This is a genomic window from Actinoplanes sp. NPDC048796, from assembly GCF_040650035.1.
Classification (GTDB): Bacteria; Actinomycetota; Actinomycetes; order Mycobacteriales; family Micromonosporaceae; genus Actinoplanes.
Window position 1 is genome coordinate 41,006 of sequence record NZ_JBEZGO010000002.1, and the last position, 18,351, is coordinate 59,356.

General features: G+C 72.0%; 13 protein-coding genes and 1 pseudogene. 3 read left to right on the forward strand and 11 right to left on the reverse strand.

All coding sequences use genetic code 11. The features are described 5' to 3' along the window. Positions 1-115: 115 nt before the first annotated feature. On the reverse strand, positions 116-589 hold the full coding sequence (locus AB0C26_RS08540; RefSeq protein WP_360243814.1) for a hypothetical protein: 474 nt from the start codon (positions 587-589) through the stop codon (positions 116-118). A gap of 211 nt (positions 590-800) precedes the next feature. Here AB0C26_RS08540 and AB0C26_RS08545 point away from each other — a divergent pair, with 211 nt between their 5' ends. Continuing rightward, positions 801-2,222, forward strand: a complete 1,422-nt coding sequence (locus AB0C26_RS08545) for a trehalose-6-phosphate synthase (protein WP_360243817.1) — start codon at positions 801-803, stop codon at positions 2,220-2,222. Here AB0C26_RS08545 and AB0C26_RS08550 read toward each other — a convergent pair. The 4 genes from AB0C26_RS08550 to cobC are packed head-to-tail and all read right to left on the reverse strand — an operon-like array spanning position 2,210 to position 5,909. Continuing rightward, on the reverse strand, positions 2,210-2,569 hold the full coding sequence (locus AB0C26_RS08550; RefSeq protein ID WP_360243820.1) for a VOC family protein: 360 nt from the start codon (positions 2,567-2,569) through the stop codon (positions 2,210-2,212). The genes AB0C26_RS08545 and AB0C26_RS08550 overlap by 13 nt on opposite strands. A gap of 48 nt (positions 2,570-2,617) precedes the next feature. Next, positions 2,618-3,805: a uroporphyrinogen-III C-methyltransferase gene (gene cobA, locus AB0C26_RS08555; protein ID WP_360243823.1), complete on the reverse strand. Its 1,188-nt coding sequence runs from the start codon at positions 3,803-3,805 to the stop codon at positions 2,618-2,620. Next, positions 3,802-4,860, reverse strand: coding sequence for a nicotinate-nucleotide--dimethylbenzimidazole phosphoribosyltransferase (cobT, locus tag AB0C26_RS08560; RefSeq protein WP_360243826.1), 1,059 nt, complete (start codon positions 4,858-4,860; stop codon positions 3,802-3,804). Before cobT ends, cobA begins: the two co-directional genes overlap by 4 nt. Next, positions 4,857-5,909 carry an Rv2231c family pyridoxal phosphate-dependent protein CobC gene (gene cobC / locus AB0C26_RS08565; RefSeq protein WP_360243829.1) on the reverse strand — a complete coding sequence of 351 codons (1,053 nt, stop codon included), beginning with the start codon at positions 5,907-5,909 and terminating at the stop codon, positions 4,857-4,859. Before cobC ends, cobT begins: the two co-directional genes overlap by 4 nt. Positions 5,910-5,974: 65 nt before the next feature. Between cobC and AB0C26_RS08570 the strand changes: the two are divergent. Then, positions 5,975-8,101, forward strand: a pseudogene (locus AB0C26_RS08570) (transglycosylase domain-containing protein); the annotation flags it as partial. A 964-nt stretch (positions 8,102-9,065) separates the two neighbouring features. Here AB0C26_RS08570 and AB0C26_RS08575 read toward each other — a convergent pair. Then, entirely contained in the window at positions 9,066-9,689 is a 624-nt protein-coding gene (locus AB0C26_RS08575) for a TIGR03086 family metal-binding protein (RefSeq protein WP_360243832.1), read from the reverse strand. Between the two features lie 220 nt (positions 9,690-9,909). Further along, a complete protein-coding gene (locus AB0C26_RS08580; protein ID WP_360243835.1) occupies positions 9,910-11,847 on the reverse strand; it encodes a cobyrinate a,c-diamide synthase in 1,938 nt (645 codons plus the stop codon). 101 nt (positions 11,848-11,948) lie between these two features. Between AB0C26_RS08580 and AB0C26_RS08585 the strand changes: the two genes are divergently transcribed. Then, complete coding sequence (locus tag AB0C26_RS08585) at positions 11,949-13,025, forward strand: SURF1 family cytochrome oxidase biogenesis protein (protein ID WP_360243838.1); 1,077 nt, start codon at positions 11,949-11,951, stop codon at positions 13,023-13,025. Between the two features lie 35 nt (positions 13,026-13,060). Here the strand turns inward: AB0C26_RS08585 and AB0C26_RS08590 are convergent, their stop codons facing one another. The 4 genes from AB0C26_RS08590 to AB0C26_RS08605 all read right to left on the reverse strand — a co-directional run bounded on the left by AB0C26_RS08590 (position 13,061) and on the right by AB0C26_RS08605 (position 18,331). Next, on the reverse strand, positions 13,061-14,767 hold the full coding sequence (locus AB0C26_RS08590; protein WP_360243841.1) for an ATP-dependent DNA ligase: 1,707 nt from the start codon (positions 14,765-14,767) through the stop codon (positions 13,061-13,063). Positions 14,768-15,152: 385 nt separating this feature from the next. After that, complete coding sequence (locus AB0C26_RS08595; protein ID WP_360246558.1) at positions 15,153-15,458, reverse strand: hypothetical protein; 306 nt, start codon at positions 15,456-15,458, stop codon at positions 15,153-15,155. A 41-nt stretch (positions 15,459-15,499) separates the two neighbouring features. Next, complete coding sequence (locus AB0C26_RS08600; RefSeq protein WP_360243844.1) at positions 15,500-16,972, reverse strand: FAD-dependent monooxygenase; 1,473 nt, start codon at positions 16,970-16,972, stop codon at positions 15,500-15,502. A gap of 12 nt (positions 16,973-16,984) precedes the next feature. Beyond that, positions 16,985-18,331: a dipeptidase gene (locus tag AB0C26_RS08605; protein ID WP_360246490.1), complete on the reverse strand. Its 1,347-nt coding sequence runs from the start codon at positions 18,329-18,331 to the stop codon at positions 16,985-16,987. Positions 18,332-18,351 lie beyond the last annotated feature (20 nt).

Genomic DNA, 18,351 nt, shown 5'->3' on the forward strand with positions numbered 1-18,351 from the left:
CTCCGTGATCGTTGAGTTGCGCCACATGACTGCGCGCAGAATGCCGGGGCAATCTTTCCAGGTCGCCCGCCGACTCCCTAACTCAACCCCGCCCAGGCGTCAAGGATTCCCCCCGTCACTCGAAATCGACGACGTCGTCGACCTGGGTCTTGCGGTTGTCGGTGAAGTCGATCTTGAGCTGTTTGCGGGAGATGAAGAACTGGGTGCCGTCGCTGGCCGCGGTCGCCTCGTACGCCGCCTCACCGGTCTGGACGGTGTCGGTCAGGAGCAGGCCGTTGACGCCCTGCACGAGCTCCTTCTTCTCGCCGCCGGTCTTGCTCTGGTAGAACAGCCGGCCGGCCGGGTCCTGGCAGATCCAGATGACGGTGCCGCGGTCGGTCACGTACCGGTGGAGGCGGCGCAGCTCGTCCGAGAAGCCCAGGCTGCGCGCCTTGGCCAGGGTCTCCGACGGGCACAGGTCCTCGGGCGCGACGGCCGGCGCCGCCGGGGACACGCTCTCCTGGGGCTGCTGGTTCTGCTGTTGCTGCTGCTCACGCTCGTGAGCCTCGTCCCGGCGCTGCTTCTCGCCGAGCACGAATCCGGTGGTCATTCCGATGATCGTGAGGAAAACGGTGGCAATGACCACAGGGAAGAAGATCGGCCGCCGTGGCGGGGAAAGATCATCCGGAGGTGTCACGGGCCCAGAATGACACCCCGCCGCCAACAGGGCCACGGCGGCCATTGAAGACTGGGCACGCCCCGTGCTGCTACGCACAGTAGGCTCACAGGGGGAACAGAAACGACCCGGAGGTGCACTCAGCGTGGCCGAACGAAGTTCCTTCGTCGTAGTCGCCAACCGTCTGCCCGTCGATGAAGTCACCACCCCGGACGGGGAGCGCCAGTGGCGCACGAGTCCGGGCGGCCTGGTCACCGCGCTCCATCCGGTGCTGACCGAGCATGGGGGCACGTGGATCGGGTGGGCCGGTGGCACCGGCGAGGCGCCCGAGCCCTTCGAACTGGAGGGCATCCACATCCACCCGGTGCCGTTGAGCGCGGACGAGCTGGAGCGCTACTACGAGGGCCAGTCCAACGCGACCATCTGGCCTCTCTACCACGACGCCGTCGAGACCCCGGTCTACAAGCGGCGCTGGCGCGAGACCTACCGCCTGGTCAACCAGCGCTTCGCGCAGGCCGCGGCCGAGGTGGCCGACGACGGCGCGACCGTCTGGGTGCAGGACTATCAGCTCCAGCTGGTGCCGGCCATGCTGCGGGAGCTGCGCCCCGACCTCAAGATCGGGTTCTTCCTGCACATCCCGTTCCCGCCGATCGAGCTGTTCATGCAGATGCCGTTCCGGGCCGAGGTGCTGCGCGGCCTGCTCGGCGCCGACCTGGTCGGCTTCCAGCAGCGGCTCGCGGCGCAGAACTTCGTACGGCTGGCCCGGCACCTTCTGGGTCTGCGCTACGAGGGCCAGTCGATCCAGGTGGACGGCCGCAAGGTCAAGGCGGGCGCCTTCCCGATCAGCATCGACACCCGCGAGATGGAGCGGATGGCCGCCGACCCCAAGGTCCAGGCCCGCGCCAAGGAGATCCGGGCCGAGCTCGGCGACCCCAAGACGATCATCCTGGGCGTCGACCGGCTCGACTACACCAAGGGCATCGAGCTGCGCCTCAAGGCGTTCCGCGAGCTGCTGGCCGACGGCAAGCTCAAGGTCGGTGACGCGGTGATGGTGCAGGTGGCGACCCCGAGCCGGGAGCGCGTCGAGCACTACCAGACGCTGCGGGTCAAGGTCGAGCGCGAGGTCGGCCGGATCAACGGCGAGTTCGGCAAGGTCGGCGTGCCGGCCGTGCACTACCTGCATCAGTCGTACAGCAAGCAGGAACTGGCCGCGATGTACGTGGCGGCCGACGTCATGATGGTGACCCCGCTCCGCGACGGCATGAACCTGGTCGCCAAGGAGTACGTGGCGTGCCGGGCCGACACCGGCGGGGCGCTGGTGCTCAGCGAGTTCGCCGGCGCGGCGACCGAGATGCGCCAGGCCTTCCTGTGCAACCCGCACGACCCCGACGGCGTCAAGGACGCGCTGCTGCGGGCCGTCGCGGCCGAGCCGGCCGAGCTGAAGCGGCGCATGCGGGTGATGCAGCGTCACCTGCGTACGCACGATGTGGCGCAGTGGGCCCGGACCTTCCTCGACGCTCTGTCCGAGGCGGCCGGAGGCCGCGAGATCACCGATCAGTCGACGTAAAGACAGAAGGGGTGACCGGCCGGGTCCTGGAAGACCCGGACGGTCTCCTGCGGCTGGAAGTCGGCGAGCGTGGCACCCGCCTGGGTGGCGTGCGCGCACGCCGCTTCCAGATCGTCGACCTTGATGTCGAGGTGGGCGCTCATCTGCGGATCGCCCGGACCGGCCGGCCACACCGGCCGTACGTACTGCTTCTCGGTCTGGAACGAGAGCCCGGCGCCGCCTCCCGGCGCGCCCAGGATCACCCAGTCCGTCTCCTCGGTGGTGATGCTCCAGCCCAGCAGGCGGTGATAGAAGTCCGCCAGCTCTTTGGCGTCCGGAGCGTCCAGAACCGTGCTCGTCAACGTCATCCGCGGCCGTCCGTCCATAGCCACGGTCCTACCCGGTGGGTAGCGGTTCTATACCCCTACGTGAACGACGTCCCCGATGACCACGATGGCGGGCGGGTGGATGCCGGCGCCGGCCGCGTCGGCCGCGATCGAGCCGAGCGTGCCGCGCAGCGAACGCTGGTGAGCCGTCGAGCCCTCCTGCACCACGGCGGCCGGCGTCTCGGCCGAGCGGCCCTCGGCGATCAGGCGCGCCGCGATCCTGGGCAGGTTCTTGAGGCCCATGAGTACGACGATGGTGCCCCGCATCCGGGCCAGCGCCGGCCAGTCGACGAGTGAGGCGTCGCTGTCGGGCGCGACGTGCCCGGAGACCACTGTGAACTCGTGGGCCACGCCCCGGTGGGTGACCGGGATGCCGGCCAGCGCGGGAGCGGCGATCGAGCTGGTCACGCCGGGGACGACGAGCACCGGCACGCCGGCCTGGGCGCAGGCGATGGCCTCCTCGCCGCCACGGCCGAAGACGAACGGGTCGCCGCCCTTGAGCCGCACCACGAACTTGCCCTCGAGCGCCCGCTCGACCAGGATCCGGTTGATCTCCTCCTGGGCCTTCTGCGGCCCGTACGGGATCTTGGCGGCGTCGACGAACTCGACCTCCGGCCGCAGGTCACCCAGCAGCATGCCGGGCACCAGCCGGTCGGCCACCACCACGTCGGCCGCGGCCAGCAGCCGGCGGCCCTTCACGGTGATCAGCTCGGGGTCGCCGGGGCCGGCGCCGACCAGCGCCACGCCCTTGTACTCCTCCGTCGCGGCCGGCGCGCTCTCGAGGGCGTTCGCCACCAGGTCCCGTACGGCCATCGCGCGCCGCCGGTCACCGCCGTCGGTGACCGCGACGGTGACCTGGCCCTGGCGGGTGACCGCGGGCGTCCAGGCGGTCGCGGCCTCCCGGTCGTCGGCGCGGACGCAGAAGATCCGGTGCTCCTCGGCGGCCGCGCTGACCTGCTCGGCCGCCGCCGGATCGTCGATCGCGACGTGCACGAGCCAGGCGCCCTCGACGTCGCCCGGCTCGAAGCGCCGGGCCGTCCAGGTGACCCGGCCGGCGTCGACGAGGCCGTGCAGCGCCGGGCTCAGGTCGGGCGAGACGATCTCGACCCGGGCACCGGCCGCGATCAGGGCGGGGACCCGGCGGGTGGCGACGGCGCCACCGCCGACCATCAGCACCCGGCGGCCGGTGAGCTTGAGACCGAGGGGGTAGACGCTCATTTCTCGGACACTCCCGCGGAGTCGAACGTGGCGACCTCGTGCAGCACCCGGACGGCGGCTTCGACGACCGGCAGCGCGAGCACGGCGCCGCTGCCCTCGCCCAGGCGCATACCGAGGTCGAGCAGCGGCTCCAGGCCCAGGTGGGCCAGGGCGACGGTGGCGCCGGGCTCGGCCGAGCGGTGCCCGGCGACCATGGCGGCGACCGCGTCGGGGGCGAGGGCGGCCGCGGCCAGCGCGGCCGAGGCGGCGATGACCCCGTCGATGATCACCGGGACGCGGCGGGCGGCGGCGCCGAGGATGAACCCGGTGAGCGCGGCGTGCTCGAGACCGCCGACAGCGGCCAGCACGCCCAGCGGATCGCTCTTGTCGGGCCGGTGCAGCGCGAGAGCCCGGGTCACGACCTCGACCTTGTGGTCGAGGGTGGCGTCGTCGATGCCGGTGCCGCGTCCGGTCACCTCGGCCGGGGCGAGGCCGGTGAAGACGGCGGTCAGAGCCGCCGCCGGTGTCGTGTTGGCGATGCCCATGTCGCCGGTGAGCAGGCATTTCGCGCCGTTGTCGACCAGCGCGGCGGCGACGCCGAGGCCGACCTCGACCGCGGCCCGGGCCTCGTCGCGGGTCAGCGCGGGCTCGACGGTCATGTCCCGGGTGCCGCGGCGCACGTTGGCGTCGAGCAGGGTGGCGCCGCCGTGCAGCGGAATGGCCACGCCGACGTCGACCACCATGACGTCCGCGCCGGCCTGGCGGGCGAAGGCGTTGACGACCGCGCCGCCGGCCACGAAGTTGGCCACCATCTGGGCGGTGACCTCCTGCGGCCAGGGGCTGACGCCCTGGGCGTGCACGCCGTGGTCGCCGGCGAAGACCGCGACAGTGGCCGGGGTGGGCATCGGCGGCGGGTTGACCCCGGCCAGCCCGGCCAGCCGAACGGAGAGCTCCTCGAGGGCGCCCAGCGAGCCGGCCGGCTTGGTCAGCCGGGCCTGGTGCTCGCGGGCGGCGGCCATCGCCGGCTCGTCGGCGGGACGGACGGCGGCGAGGGTGTCCTCCAGCGATGCGGTCACGCTTGCTCCTCGATCACGGCGGTCAGGGTCTCGACGAAGGCGTCGGTGGTGGCAGTGTCGCGTACCGCCAACCGCAACCAGTCGGCGCCCAGGCCGGGGAAAGTGTCGCCCCGGCGCACGGCATAGCCGCGTTCCCGCAGCTCCAGCCTGATTTTGTCGGCTCCCTGGATGCGTACGCTAACGAAGGCACTGGCCGGGGCCCCAGCGACCGTGACCTTCGGCACTTCGCCCAGCCTCTTCGTGAGATGAGCTCGGTCGTCCGCGAGGCGGCGGGCGATCTCCCGCTCAGCCGCGACCGCGGTGGGTGACGCGCAGGCCAGAGCGGCGGCCAGGGCGGGCGTCGACACGGCCCAGAGCGGCTGGGCGGCGGCGAGCCGCTTCAGCAGATCGGCCGGGCCGAGCAGGTAGCCGATCCGCAGCCCGGCCAGGCCCCACGTCTTGGTCAGGCTGCGCAGCACGACCAGGCCGGGCAGATCGCGCCGGGACGCGAGCGACTCCGGCTCCCCCGCGACGCCCGCGCGGAACGTGGTGTCGGCGAAGGCCTCGTCGACCACCAGCACCCGGCCCGGGCGGGCCAGCGCGGCGATCTCCTCGGCCGGGTGCAGCACCGAGGTCGGGTTGGTGGGGTTGCCGACGAAGACGAGGTCGGCGTCGTCGGGCACGTCGGCGTTTTGCAGCCGGAAACCGTCTTCCTCGCGCAGCAGCACCCGGTCGACCACGTGGCCGGCGTTGAGCAGCGCGGCCTCCGGCTCGGTGAACTGGGGGTGGACCACGACCGGGTGATTCGCGCCGCGCAGCGCCTGGGCCAGCAGGACGAAGCCCTGGGCGGCGCCGGCGGTCAGCAGGACCTCGCCGGGCTCACGACCATGCCGGGCGGCCACGGCCGCGGTGGCCTTCTCCGCTTGGGGGTACGCCTTCAGGTCGCTCAGCGAGCTCATCAGCGGCTGCGCGAGCCACGGCGGCATCGGCTCGTGCCGGACGTTGACCGCCAGGTCGATCAGACCCGGGGCAACCTCCGTGTCGCCGTGGTGGCCTAGGTCGAGGGACATGGGATCAGAATGCCCGACCGTGATACGCACGTTACTTCGGCTGTTCCGTGAGCAAATAAGAGGTTTTGTCATACCTTCAAGGGGTGGCAGCCGGAAAAGTCGCTCCCCTCGTCCGTGCCGGCCTGATCGCGGGACTCGTGGTCGCCGGCCTCGCCTACCCACTGGCCGCCCTCGCCGGACTCGGCGTCAAGGCGGGCACCGAAGCCCTCGACGGCCTCCCCGAAAAACTCATCGAGGTGCCCAGCGCGCAGACGACCTACGTCTACGCCAACGACGGCAAGACGCTGCTCACCACGTTCTACGAGGAACACCGCAAGCCGGTGAAGATCGCTGACATGTCGCCGTACATCACCCAGGCGATCGTGGCGTCCGAGGACACCCGCTTCTACGAGCACAACGGCGTCGACGCCAAAGGCGTGGCCCGTGCCTTCGTGGCCAACCAGAAAGCCGGCGGCGTCTCCCAGGGTGCGTCGACCCTGACCATGCAGTACGTCCGCATGGCGCTCAGGGACGGCGCGCAGACCCCCAAGGAGGCGCTCGAGGCCACCGAGCAGACCACCTCCCGCAAACTGCGCGAGATGCGGCTCGCCATCGAACTGGAGAAACGGCTCACCAAGCCGGAAATCCTCGAGCGCTACCTCAACTCGGCGTACTACGGCCACCGGGCGTACGGCGTCTTCGCCGCCTCCCAGGTCTTCTTCTCGAAGTCGCCGAAGGATCTGACCCTCACGGAAGCCGCCCTGCTGGCCGGGCTGGTCAAGGCGCCGTCGGCCTACGACCCGGCCACCCAGGACCGGCAGGCCGCCACCGACCGGCGCAACTACGTGATCGACCAGATGCTCAAGATGCGGACCATCACGGCCGCTCAGGCGGCCGACGCGAAACGGGCCAAGATCACGCTGAAGCTGTCGTCGCCGCCGAACGACTGCATCTCGATCGCCGACCCGCACAACGACTGGGGCTTCTTCTGCGACTACTTCAAGTCGTGGTGGAAGGAACAGCCGGCCTTCGGCCGCAGCGTCGCCGACCGCGAGGAGAATCTGCGGCGCGGCGGCTACCGGGTGATCACCTCCATCGACCCCAAGATCCAGTTGTACGCGATGGAGCACGTCCTCGACAAGGAGAAACGTCGCAGCCGCATCGCCCACGGCCAGGTGATCATCGAACCGGGCACCGGCCGGGTGGTCAGCATGGCGGTGAACCGGCGGTACTCCCTCGACCAGTCCGGCAACGAGAAACACAGCCGGTACCGCCACCTGAAAGGCAACTTCCCGAACACGGTGAACCCGCTGCTCGGCGGCGGCTCCATGGCCGGCTACCAGGCCGGCTCGACGTTCAAAATCTTCACGATGCTGGCGGCCCTCGACGAGGGCATGCCGCTGTCGACGTCGTTCTACAGCCCGCAGAGGTTCTACTCGAAATACATCACGGCGCCCGGACCGGCGACATGCGGCGTGCACTGGTGCCCGAAGAACTCGACGTCGTCGATGACCGGCGACCAGACGATGTGGAGCGGCTTCGGCAAGTCGGTGAACACGTACTTCGTGCAGCTCGAACAGAAGGTGGGCGCGGAGAAGGCGGTGAAGATGGCCGAACGGCTCGGCCTGCGCTGGCGTACGGACGTGGACCGGCGGCTGGCGTCACCGGAGCACGCCTCGGGGTGGGGGGCGTTCACGCTGGGGGTGAGCGACGCGACGCCGATCGAGATGGCGAACGTGTTCGCGACCCTGGCCGCCGAAGGCAACTACTGCGAGCCGCTGCCGGTGAAGTCGATCCTCGACCGCACCGGCAAGCCGGCCACCTACCAGGGCAAGGAGATCGCGGCGCCGCGCTGCCACCGGGCGGTCTCGGTCGACGTGGCCCGGGCGGCGACAGACGCGGCCCGCTGCGTGACCGGATACGGGGCGGCGCGGGGAAGCTGCGGCGGGTGGGGCACGTCGGAGATGGTGTACGGGGTCCTGAAGCGGCCGGTGGCGGGGAAGAGCGGAACAACGGACAGCAACAAGACGGCATGGTTCTGCGGGTTCACGCCGCAGTTGGCGGCGGCGGCCTTCGTGGCGGACCCGGACAACCCGGAGAGGAACGTGGGGACAAGCCGGGCGACGGTGTCGAAGTACACCGTGGCGGAGACGTTGAAGGACGCCCTGAAGGGCCAGCCTAAGGCGAAGTTCACGCCGCCTTCGGATGCGATCACTTCCAAGGAGAAGCGCGACCGCAACTCGGACGGCGGCCGTGATTCCGACCGCGACCGTGACCGTGACTCTGACCGCGACCGCGACTCCGACTCCGATCGTGATCGCGACTCGTCGGACCACGACGGCCGTGTGTCGGACGCCGGCAACGACTCCGGGCGCCGAAACTCGGGCCAGTCGGAGCGCGACCGCCGACGGCACGCCGACGACTCCGGCCGCCGTGACTCCGACCGTCGGGACTCCGACCGGGGCGACACCGACCGGGGCGACACCGACCGCGAGAACCGAGACCGGGACCGGGACGCGGGCCGCCGGCCGGACACCGGGCGCGGCAACTCGGACGACGACTCCGGGCGCCGAAACCCGGGCGACGAGGACAACAACCGCGATTAGCCCTCAGGCGGTCCCGACTCACCCCACCGCAGGATCCCGCCCTCCCAGGGGGCGGCCCCCGATAGGCATTATCCCGGAAAAGCGCGAGATCAGCCGGAGGCGCCGGGCTACTTGTGGACAGCCGGCGCACTGTGGAAACAGCACGGCACGACTGAGCAGCATGGTACGACTGGGCGGCATGGCACGGCCGCTGGCGCAATTGGGCCGCGCGACCGCTAGCGCAGCGGAGCCGCTCCAGCCGCGACGCCGCGCGAGCCCCTGGGGCGGCCGGCACGGCGGATCAGCCGGGGCGGGGCGGCCGGAGCCACGAGCCAGCTGGCGCGGCCGCTGGCACAGCGAAGGAGCCCGACTCGCGAGGCTGCTCGGGTCGGTGGGGCGACTGGCGTGAAGGAACGGCTGGCGGCTGGCGTGGTGGGTAGCTGCCGCGGTGGACGGCGGCGTGGTGGGTAGCTGCCGCGGTGGACGGCGGCGTGGTGGGTAGCTGCCGCGGTGGGCGGTGGCTTGAAGGGCGCTTGATCGGCCGAAGACAGCCGGCGGTCTGGGGGGGGTTGGCGTCCGCCGGCTGTGGGTGTCAGGCGGCTGGGGCGGCGGGGCGGCGGCGTGGGGCGCGCCACCTGGCGTCGCGGCCGGAGAGGGCCAGGAGCTGGTCCAGCAAGGTGGCCTCGTCGTCGGGGATGGGGACCACCGGGCCGAAGAGGCCGGGGGTGCCCTCGGGTGGGTATTGCGAGTTGAACTCGATGAGGATTTCGAGGGTTCGTGGGTCGGCGGCGTATTCCTGGCCTGTGGAACGGGCCAGGTCCCAGCCGTGGACGATCAGTTCGGTCATGGCGACGTGGCCCAGGGCGGCCGCGGGCATGGTGACGCCGCCGGCGGCTGACGTGCCTGTCCAGGCGTTCTGTTCTTTCCAGGCGGTGGCCAGATCTTCCAGGAGGACGGGGAGGCGGCTGCGCCAATGGCGGGACAGATGTTGCGCCGAAGGCTCGGGGGGCGGCTCGGAGGTGCCGGGGGCGTCGGCGCGTTTGCGGGCGGTCTGGGTGAAGGCGAAGGACAAGCCCATCAGGTGGTCGAGAAGAGCGGCGACGCTCCAGTCGGGACACGGAGTGGGGACCAGCAGCTCGTGATTGTCGATGCCCAGCAGAAGCGCTCGCAGCACCCGAACCGGCGGGTCGAAGTCCAGCGGCACACGATCGGCCACGGCAGTCCTCCTTCGGGTCGTCCTCGTTACGTTCACGTTACGACCGGGGTGCGACAGTTTCGTGCCTTGCGGAGGGCGTTTTCGCGGTGGTCCGTGCTTTCGGCCTGATCTATGTGGAACGCGCGCGTTTCGGCGGCCGAACTCGCGGCGTTCGGCTGTTGCGCGGCGTCATCCGGATGACCCGAATCAGGTGGGGCGCCCGTACGGGGCTCCGGCTCGCTCAGGAGATGGTGATGTCCACCGTGTCGTTCAGATTGGACGATGACACGGCCGGCGGCTGCTGCGGGATCGGCGGCTGTTGATCAACGGTCGGCCCGGGCGGGCCGGGAAGGTGAGCCGTCTGCTGACCGGGGGAACCCAGGTGTTCGGGACGGCCCGGGTGCGAGATCGGCGGACCTGACTGTACGGGCGTACGAGCCGCCTGCGGCGCCGGTGAACCGGGCTGCTGGAACGGGCCGGGCTCGTGCTGGACCGGCGGCTGCTCGGCCGGCGGTGACTGCGGATGACCGGCCGGCGGCTGGAACGAGATCGGGTGAGCCTGAACCGGCGACGGCTGCGTCGACGCCGGCTGCGGGATGGACGGCACCTGCGGCTGGACCGAGAAGGACTGGGTCGGCAGGGATTCGACCGAGATCGGCTCCGCCGGCAAGGGCTCGACCGGTGACGCCGGCACATGGGGCTGCGGCTGAACAGGCTGAGACTGAATTGGTTGGCGCTGCTGGGCCTGCGCGTGAGGCTGGGCCGGGGCGTGAGGTTGGGGCTGAGGCGGCATCGGCGGGCGGGACGGCGGGCCCATCGGGGCCGGGCCGGCGAGGGCGGCCGACACGATGCGCTTGGCGATCTCGGGGGCGGCGGCCCAGTGCAGGCCGAGCTGGGACGCGTGCACCTGGCGCCAGACGAAGCCCTCGGGGTTGCCGCCCGACCAGGTCCAGGCCGGGACCGTGCCGGCGCGCGGGGTGACGATCGCGCGGTGCTGCTTGTAGCCGGTGATGCGGGCGCCGGCGGGGGCCAGCGACGACGTGGTCGGCGCCGTGGCCTCGCGGTATCCGGCGATGGTCTGGTCGGCGGTGGTGGCCGACGCGTCGAAGACGCCGCACATCGGGCGGCCGTCGAACTCGCGGCCGAGCCACGGCAGGGCCACGCCCTCGGCGACGACCGGCCAGCCGTCGCGGGCGAACTGGGCGACCGCGGTGCAGAGCCTGCGGTTGGCCGACAGCTCCTCGGCGTACCCCTCGGGAAGGCCGGCGCCGACGATCAGAGCGCGCGTCCCGGCCGGCAGCGACTCGTCGCGCAGAGGGTCGACCACGGCCACGTCCGCGCCCGCGGCCGTCAGGAGCTCGGCTGTCTCGACGTACGTGAAAGGAGCACCCGGACCACCCGCAAGCGCGACCACCGGTCGCTGGTCGAAGACCTCGCCGCCGACGACGTCGGCGGGCGTCCAGATGGGCCCGGGCAGGGCCGGCGCCGAGGACGCGAGGGCCATCAGCCGGTCGAGGTCGAGCGCTCCGGCGACGGCCTCGCCGAGACGGCGGACGGCACGGCTCGCCTCGACCGTACGGTGGGCGACCGGCACCGGGCCGTGCGCGCGGGCCGGAAGCACGTTCGGCAGGTCGCCGCGGCGCAGCGCGCCCAGCACCGGCATGCCGATGTCGTCCAGGGCGGTACGCAGCATCTGCTCGTGGCGCGGCGACGCGACCCGGTTGAGGATCACCCCGCCCAGGTGGACCATCTCGTCGAACATCCGGAAGCCGTGCACGAGCGCGGCCAGCGAGTGCCCCATCGCGGCGACGTCGACGACCAGCACGACCGGGGCGTGCAGGGCGGCCGCGACCGCGGCGGTGCCGTCGATCTCGGGCTGGCCGGTGAGCGAGTCGAACAGGCCCATCGCCCCCTCGATCACCGAGAGTTGCGCGCTGCCGGCACCGTGCAGGAACAGTGGGGCGATGCGCTGGGCGCCGACCAGCCGCGGGTCGAGGTTGCGGCCGGGCCGGCCGGCCGCGAGTCCGAGGTACGCGGCGTCGGTGTGATCCGGGCCGACCTTGAACCCGGCCGCCGGGATGCCACGCGCCGCGGTCGCCGCGAGCAGGCCGACCGCGATCGCGGTCTTGCCGTGCCCGGACGCGGGCGCGCTCACGACCAGACGGGGCTGGGCGCTCATCTATGACTCTCCCGAACGGAATATCGCCTGTTGTCGACTACCGAAGTGGGACAGTACCTGGCCCCAGCAGGTGTCAACCTGTCGACGGGTAGCCTCGGGACGTGTACCGCTTCCTGCTGAGGCCGCGCTGGCTGGCCGCCGCCGCGTTCGCTCTGGCTGCCGCGTCGGTCATGGTGATGCTCGGCAACTGGCAGCTGCGACGGTACGAGGAACGCAGCGCGATCAACGACCGCATCGACGCCGCCGATTCCGTGCAGGCCGTGCCGATGACCTCCGTACTGGCGAAACCGGCCACCGCGGGCTCCTCGGGTCACGCCCCCGGCAAGGACCTGGCCTGGACAAAGGTCACCGTGACCGGCCGTTATGACCCACAACACGAGATCCAGGCGCGGGGCCGTACGGTCGACGGTGACGTCGGCTACGAAATCGTCACGCCGCTGGTCCTGGACGACGGTACGGCCGTCCTGGTCGACCGCGGCTGGATCCCGGCTCCGGCCGGCGGGGCGCTGGCGGCACCCTCGGTCCCGGCCGCGCCGACCGGCACGGTGACCGTCGTGGGCCAGCTCCACCTGTCGGAAAGTCGACCGGCGCCGATCGAGCGGCGCAACGGCCGGCTGGACACCCGCCGGATCACGGTGCCCAAGCTCGCACCCGAAATGCCCTATCCCGTGTACGGGGCGTACGTGCTGCTCACCGAGCAGACGCCGGCGAACGACGCCGCGTTCACCCGCATCCCGATCGATCACGAGGACGCGTGGCAGAACGGCGGGTACGCGGTCCAGTGGTGGCTGTTCGCCGTGATGGCCCTGTTCGCGTACGGCTACTACGCCCGCAAGGAAGCCCGCGGCGAGTCGAAGCCCCGCTCCCCCGGCGCCGCCCGCGAGCCGGCCCCCGCCTCAGCCGGCGCCGCCGCCTCCGACCGCCCCCAGGCCCGCTCCGGCGACCGCGTCGAAGATCACGACCGCCGCCGAACCGCCTCCGGCGACCGCGTCGACGACTACGACCGCCGCCAAGCCGCCTCCGGCGACCGGGTGGAGGAGTACGACCGCCGCCAAGCCGCCTCCGGGGACCGCGTCGAGGAGTACGACCGTAGGAAGGCGGCCGCGCTGGCCGCGACCGGGGACCGCGTCGAGGAAGCCGACCGCGAGCGAGCCGCCGTGGAGGACGGCGACCGTTAGCGCCGCGCCGCCTCGGGCGCTACCCGCGGCCGCTCTTACGGCGTCGGATGGCCTCCGATGGCGCGGACCGTGTCGATGGTGTCGGCCTCCGAAGCCGGTTTGTCGTCGCGGTAGCGCAGGACCCGGGCGAAACGCAGCGCCACGCCGCCCGGGTAGCGCGGCGACGTCTGCACGCCGTCGAAGGCGATCTCGACCACCTGCACCGGCCGCACCCGGACGACCCAGCCGTTGTCGTCGATTTTCAATTCCTGGAAGCGCTCGGTCTGCCAGCGCAGCAGCTCGTCGGTGAGCCCCTTGAACGTCTTGCCGAGCATGACGAATTCGCCCGTACGCGGATCGAGCGCACCCAGATGCAGGTTGGAGAGCCACCCTCGGCGCCGCCCGTGTCCCCACTCGACCGCGAGAACCACCAGGTCGAGCGTGTGCCGCGGTTTGACCTTGACCCAGGCGTTGCCGCGGCGCCCCACGTCGTACGGGGCCTCCGTCGCCTTGATGACCACGCCCTCCTGCCCGGCCGCGATCGCCGCCGCGAAGGCGGCCGCCGCCTGCTCCTCGCTCTCGGCCGTAGTCCGTCCCACGATCAGCTCGTCGGGCAGGGCGTCGGCCAGCGCCGCCCACCGCACCCGCCCCGGCTCGTCGAGAAGATCCGTCCCATCGAGATGCAGCAGATCGAAGAAGTACGGCGTCAGCGCGATCGGCGCCGCCGCAGAGGCCGCCCGCGAGGAGCCCCGGCCGGAACCCGCCCGCGAGGAGGCCGTGGAAGCCGCCGAGGAAGACGCGGAAGCCGCCGAGGAGGCCGCGGAAGCCGCCGAGGAGGACGCGGAAGCCGCCGAGGAGGCCGCTGGTGTGGCGTCGGGCGGGGACGACGCTCGGCGGGTGGAGGCGCGGGCGCCGCGGGTGGCGGCTCGGCTTGAGGTTTCCTGGAAGGGGCGGGGGCGGCCGGTCTCGTCGAGGGCCATGGCCTCGCCGTCGAGGACGGCCTCGCGGAAGGGGAGTTTGCGGACGGTGTCGACCACCTCGGGCATGCGGGCGGTGATGTCGTCGAGGCTTCGGGTGAAGACTGCTACGTCGTCGCCGGAGCGGTGGACCTGGATGCGGATGCCGTCAAGTTTCACGTCGACGGTGGCCGGTGTGCCGGTGGCCAGCAGGGCGGCGCCGACGTCGGGGGCGGCCTGGGCCAGCATCGGGGTCAGCGGGGTGCCGACCCTCAGGTGGATCTCGGCCAGGGCGGGCGCGCCGCCGGTCAGCGCGGCCACCGCCACCTGCTTGAGGTCGCCGGAGAGAAGCAGCGCCCGGCGGACCGCGGTGAGCGGGGCCTCGGACGCCTTGGCGATCGCGTCGGCGAGCAGACCGGCCTGGGCGCCCTGGCGCAGCTCGCCGCCGAAAAGGCCGACCAGCAGTCGCTGCTCGTCGGCGGTGGCGGCGGCGAAGAGGGCGCCCAGCAGTTCGCGCCGCCGGGCCTGAGAGCCGGCGCCGGCGACCACCGAGATCTCGACGATCGCGGCGTCGACGCCGCCGACGGTGAGGCTCGGCTCGGCCGCGGGCGGCGGCTGGTCGCGCAGGCTCGCATAACCCACGCCGGTCTGCCGCTGCCGCAGCTCACCGGCGAGGAAGGCGGACCCGGCCGCGATCTCGTCGGTGTCGAGCCGCCGCAGCGCGTCGGCCAGGAGCTCAATCTTGGCCTTGCGCCCGGAAGTCGCCGCGACGGCCGCCGAGGTCGCCGCCAGGTCGAGGAATCGCACCCCCACATCCTGGCAGCAACCCCTGACATTTTCGGCCCGGAGCGGGCAGCGGCAGGAGGCGGAAGCGCGCAGATGTGGAGGTCAGCCGACCGACGGCACGGCCGCGGCGCAGGGCAAGAACCGGGAAGAGCGGAAGTCCGGCCGAGGCGGCGAAGGGGAAGAACCGGAAAGAGCGGAGGTCGAGCCCGGGCGACCAGCGCGGTGCGGCGGCGAAAGGCAAGGGCGGAAAGCGGAAAGCGGCGAGGTCAGGCCCAGACGACGGCGCGGGGCCGCGGCGAAAGACAAGGCGTAAAGGCCAAGACCAGGCGGTGAGTGGCGGCGGAGCCGTGGGTGGTGGGCGGCGGCGGGCGTGGGCGGCGGCGGGCGTGGGCGGTGGCGGTGGAAGTCAGGCGGCGCGAGGCTCGGAGATGCGGAAGCCGCGGGCGCGGACCTGGTCGGCGACGCGGGTCACCTGGGCGTCGAGGGCGACCAGGGTGGCCGACAGGGCGTCCAGGTGGTCGGTGAGGGCGGAGTCGTCCCAGTCGGCGACGTCGACCGAGCTCATCGCGCTGACCGCGGCGCGGAGGCGGGCGATGGACTCGAGTCGCTCGCGGGAGCGGAGCCGGTCGATGGCGTGGCGCGGCCCGACCGGCAAGGACCGCACCACGGGGGCCGTCAAGGAGGGAGCCAGTGAGGAATCGTTCGAACGCATGTTCGATATCCTAACAGGACGCTACGCGCTTGCGCACCAGTTCACTCGTTGTGACGAAGGGCCGGAAGCAGTGGCGCGAACGTGTCGGCGGCCTCGCTCGGAGTGGCCTCGGCGGCCACGAATCCGTCGGGGCGTACCAGATAGAGCCGGCCCGGCACGAGGGCTGTCCGGGGCGCCGCCTCGAAGACGTGCACGGGCACTCCCAGGTCAGGGATGTCCGCTGCGTCGCCGTAGGCGTGGATCTGCCAGGTCAGTTCGCGCAGCACGTCGAAGTTGCCGCCCGTCCAGGGCAGCCGGCGGCCGACCACCGGGCCGCGGCGGCCGCCCGACGCCGCCTCGGCGCCGGCTGTCATCCAGTAGTGGATGCGGATCTGGGACACGTACTGGAACAGGCGCGAGCCACCCGAAGCGCGCGGGAGGACCCGTACCCCCAATGGCGCCAGCAGCCGCACCGCCAGCGCCCGCAGGGCGCGCATGACCCGGCGCTGTGACGTGACCGCCTGGAAGAGCCGGTCGGTGGTGGCCACCAGCGTTTTCGCCACCGGGCGGCGCTCGGCCTCGTAGCGGTCGAGCCAGGCGTCGCCCCGGCGGCCGTGCACCACGTCGGCCAGCTTGAAGGCCAGGTTGTGCGCGTCCTGCAGGCCCGTGTTCATGCCCTGGCCGCCGACCGGCGAGTGGACGTGGGCCGCGTCGCCGGCCAGGAAGAACGGCCCGTCGCGGAACGCCGCCGCGACCCGGTGGTGCACCTTGTACGTCGCGAACCAGCGCGCTTCGCCGTACGTCACCGCGAACCGGCGCAGGCGCGGGCGCACCTCCTCTTCGGAAAAATCGTCGCCGACCAGGCCGATGAGGCGCCAGTTCCCGTGGCCCCGCATCGGGAAGCCGATCAGGAAGTCGGCGCCGCCGGGACGCACGTTTATCGCGTTCTCCACCAGGCCACCGGCCGCTGTCGCGTCGAGGACGAAGAACCTGTGCGGGTTGGTCACGCCCTCGAACGGGATGCGGCGCGCCTTGCGTACGACCGAATTGGCCCCGTCGCAGCCCACGCAGAACCGGGCCCGGACCGTGTCGTTGCCGACCTTGGCCACCACGCCCTCGTCGGTCTGGGTCACCGCCGTCACCGGGGTCTCCCAGTGGACCCGGCCGCCGATCTTCTGGAGATTTTCGTCCAGAATCTCCTCGTTGCGGCTCTGCTCCAAGACCTCGATTGAGGGGTACGGGGTCAGGTCGCCCCCGAGCGGGCCGAGCGGAATGCGGCCGTACGCGCGGTCGCCGAACCCGGGAGCGAGCGCGTCCGCCCTTTTCGCGGCGCGCAGCACGAGGTCGCCGAGGCCGAGCTGGTCGTAGATCTCGAGACTGCGCGCCTGGACGACGAGGGCCCGCGACTCGCGGGTGGGCCCCTCCTTGCCGTCGGCGACGATCACGTCGACCCCGAGTTTGACCAGCCAGTTGGCGAGCATCAGCCCGGTCGGACCGGCGCCCGCCACCAGCACGTCACACGTCAGCTCGGCCATCGGCCGCTCCTTCTACTTCGACAAGGTGTCCGCCACGTTCTTGAGCAGCAGGGCCTCGGCCACGCAGACCCGCTCGAACTCGCCCAGGTGCAGGCTCTCGTTGGGGCCGTGCGCGCCCGCGTACGGGTCCTCGACGCCGGTGACCAGCACCGCGGCCTGCGGGAACAGCTCCTGGAAGGTGGCGATGAACGGGATCGACCCGCCCACGCCGATGTCCACCGGCGCCGTGCCGTCCCAGGCCGAGGCGAAGGCGGCGCGGGCCGCGTCGTACGCCGGGCCGGTGGCGTCGATCACGCAGGGCGAGCCGAGGCTTTCCAGGGTGACCTCGACCTGGGCGCCCCACGGCACGTGCTTCTCGAGGTGGGCCTTGACCGCCTCGTAGGCCGACTGCGGGTCGTCGCCGGGGGCCAGCCGTACGCCGATCTTGGCCTTGGCCGTGGGCTGCAGGGCGTTCGCCGCCTCGAGCGTGCGCGGCGCGTCGATGCCGAGCACGGAGATCGCCGGCTTGGTCCAGAGGCGGTCGGTGATGGTGCCCTGGCCGATCAGCTGGACGCTGTCGAGCGTGCCGGCCTCGTGGCGGAAGCGGTCCTCCGGGTAGTCGACCGGGGCGCCCTCGCGGCCGACCAGGCCGTCCACGGCCACCTCGCCGTGCTCGTCGTGCAGGCTCGTGATCAGGCGGGACAGCGTGATCAGCGCGTCCGGCACCGGGCCGCCGTACATGCCGCTGTGCACGGCGCTGCGCAGCACCTTGACCTCGGCGAACAGGTTGACCAGGCCGCGCAGCGACGTGGTCAGGGCGGGCTCGCCGATGTCCCAGTTGCCGGAGTCGGCGATCACGATGACGTCGGAGCGCAGCTCCTCGAGGTGGGCCTGGATGACCGCGTCGAGCGAATCCGACCCGTACTCCTCCTCGCCCTCGACGAACACCACGACGCCGACCGGAAGCTGGTCGCCGAAGGCGCGCAGCGCGGCCACGTGGGCCATCACGCCGGCCTTGTCGTCGGCGGCGCCGCGGCCGTAGAGGCGGCCGTCGCGCTCCTGCGGCTCGAACGGGTCGCTGGTCCACTTGTCGAGGTCGCCGACCGGCTGGACGTCGTGGTGCGCGTAGAGCAGCACGGTCGGCGCGCCGGCCGGGGCGGCCTTGCGGCCGATCACGGCGGGCTGGCCGCCGTGCCGCACGATCTGCGTGTCGAGGCCGGCGCCGCGCAGCAGCTCGGCGACGGCCTCGGCCGACCGCTCCACGTGGGAGTGGTCGAAGCCCTCGAAGGCGATGCCGGGAATGCGGATCAGCCGCTCCAGGTCGGCACGGACCCCGGGCAGCTCCCGCGCGACCGCGGCGCGCAGATCGGTTTCACTCAAACTCATGAACCGATCCTAGG

Coding starts and splice junctions, on each gene's coding strand:
- AB0C26_RS08595 (WP_360246558.1), bottom strand. CDS start 15,458: ATGCGTTCGAACGATTCCTCACTGGCTCCCTCCTTGACGGCCCCCGTG.
- AB0C26_RS08540 (WP_360243814.1), bottom strand. CDS start 589: ATGACCACCGGATTCGTGCTCGGCGAGAAGCAGCGCCGGGACGAGGCT.
- AB0C26_RS08580 (WP_360243835.1), bottom strand. CDS start 11,847: ATGAGCGCCCAGCCCCGTCTGGTCGTGAGCGCGCCCGCGTCCGGGCAC.
- AB0C26_RS08600 (WP_360243844.1), bottom strand. CDS start 16,972: ATGGCCGAGCTGACGTGTGACGTGCTGGTGGCGGGCGCCGGTCCGACC.
- cobA (WP_360243823.1), bottom strand. CDS start 3,805: ATGAGCGTCTACCCCCTCGGTCTCAAGCTCACCGGCCGCCGGGTGCTG.
- AB0C26_RS08550 (WP_360243820.1), bottom strand. CDS start 2,569: ATGACGTTGACGAGCACGGTTCTGGACGCTCCGGACGCCAAAGAGCTG.
- cobC (WP_360243829.1), bottom strand. CDS start 5,909: ATGTCCCTCGACCTAGGCCACCACGGCGACACGGAGGTTGCCCCGGGT.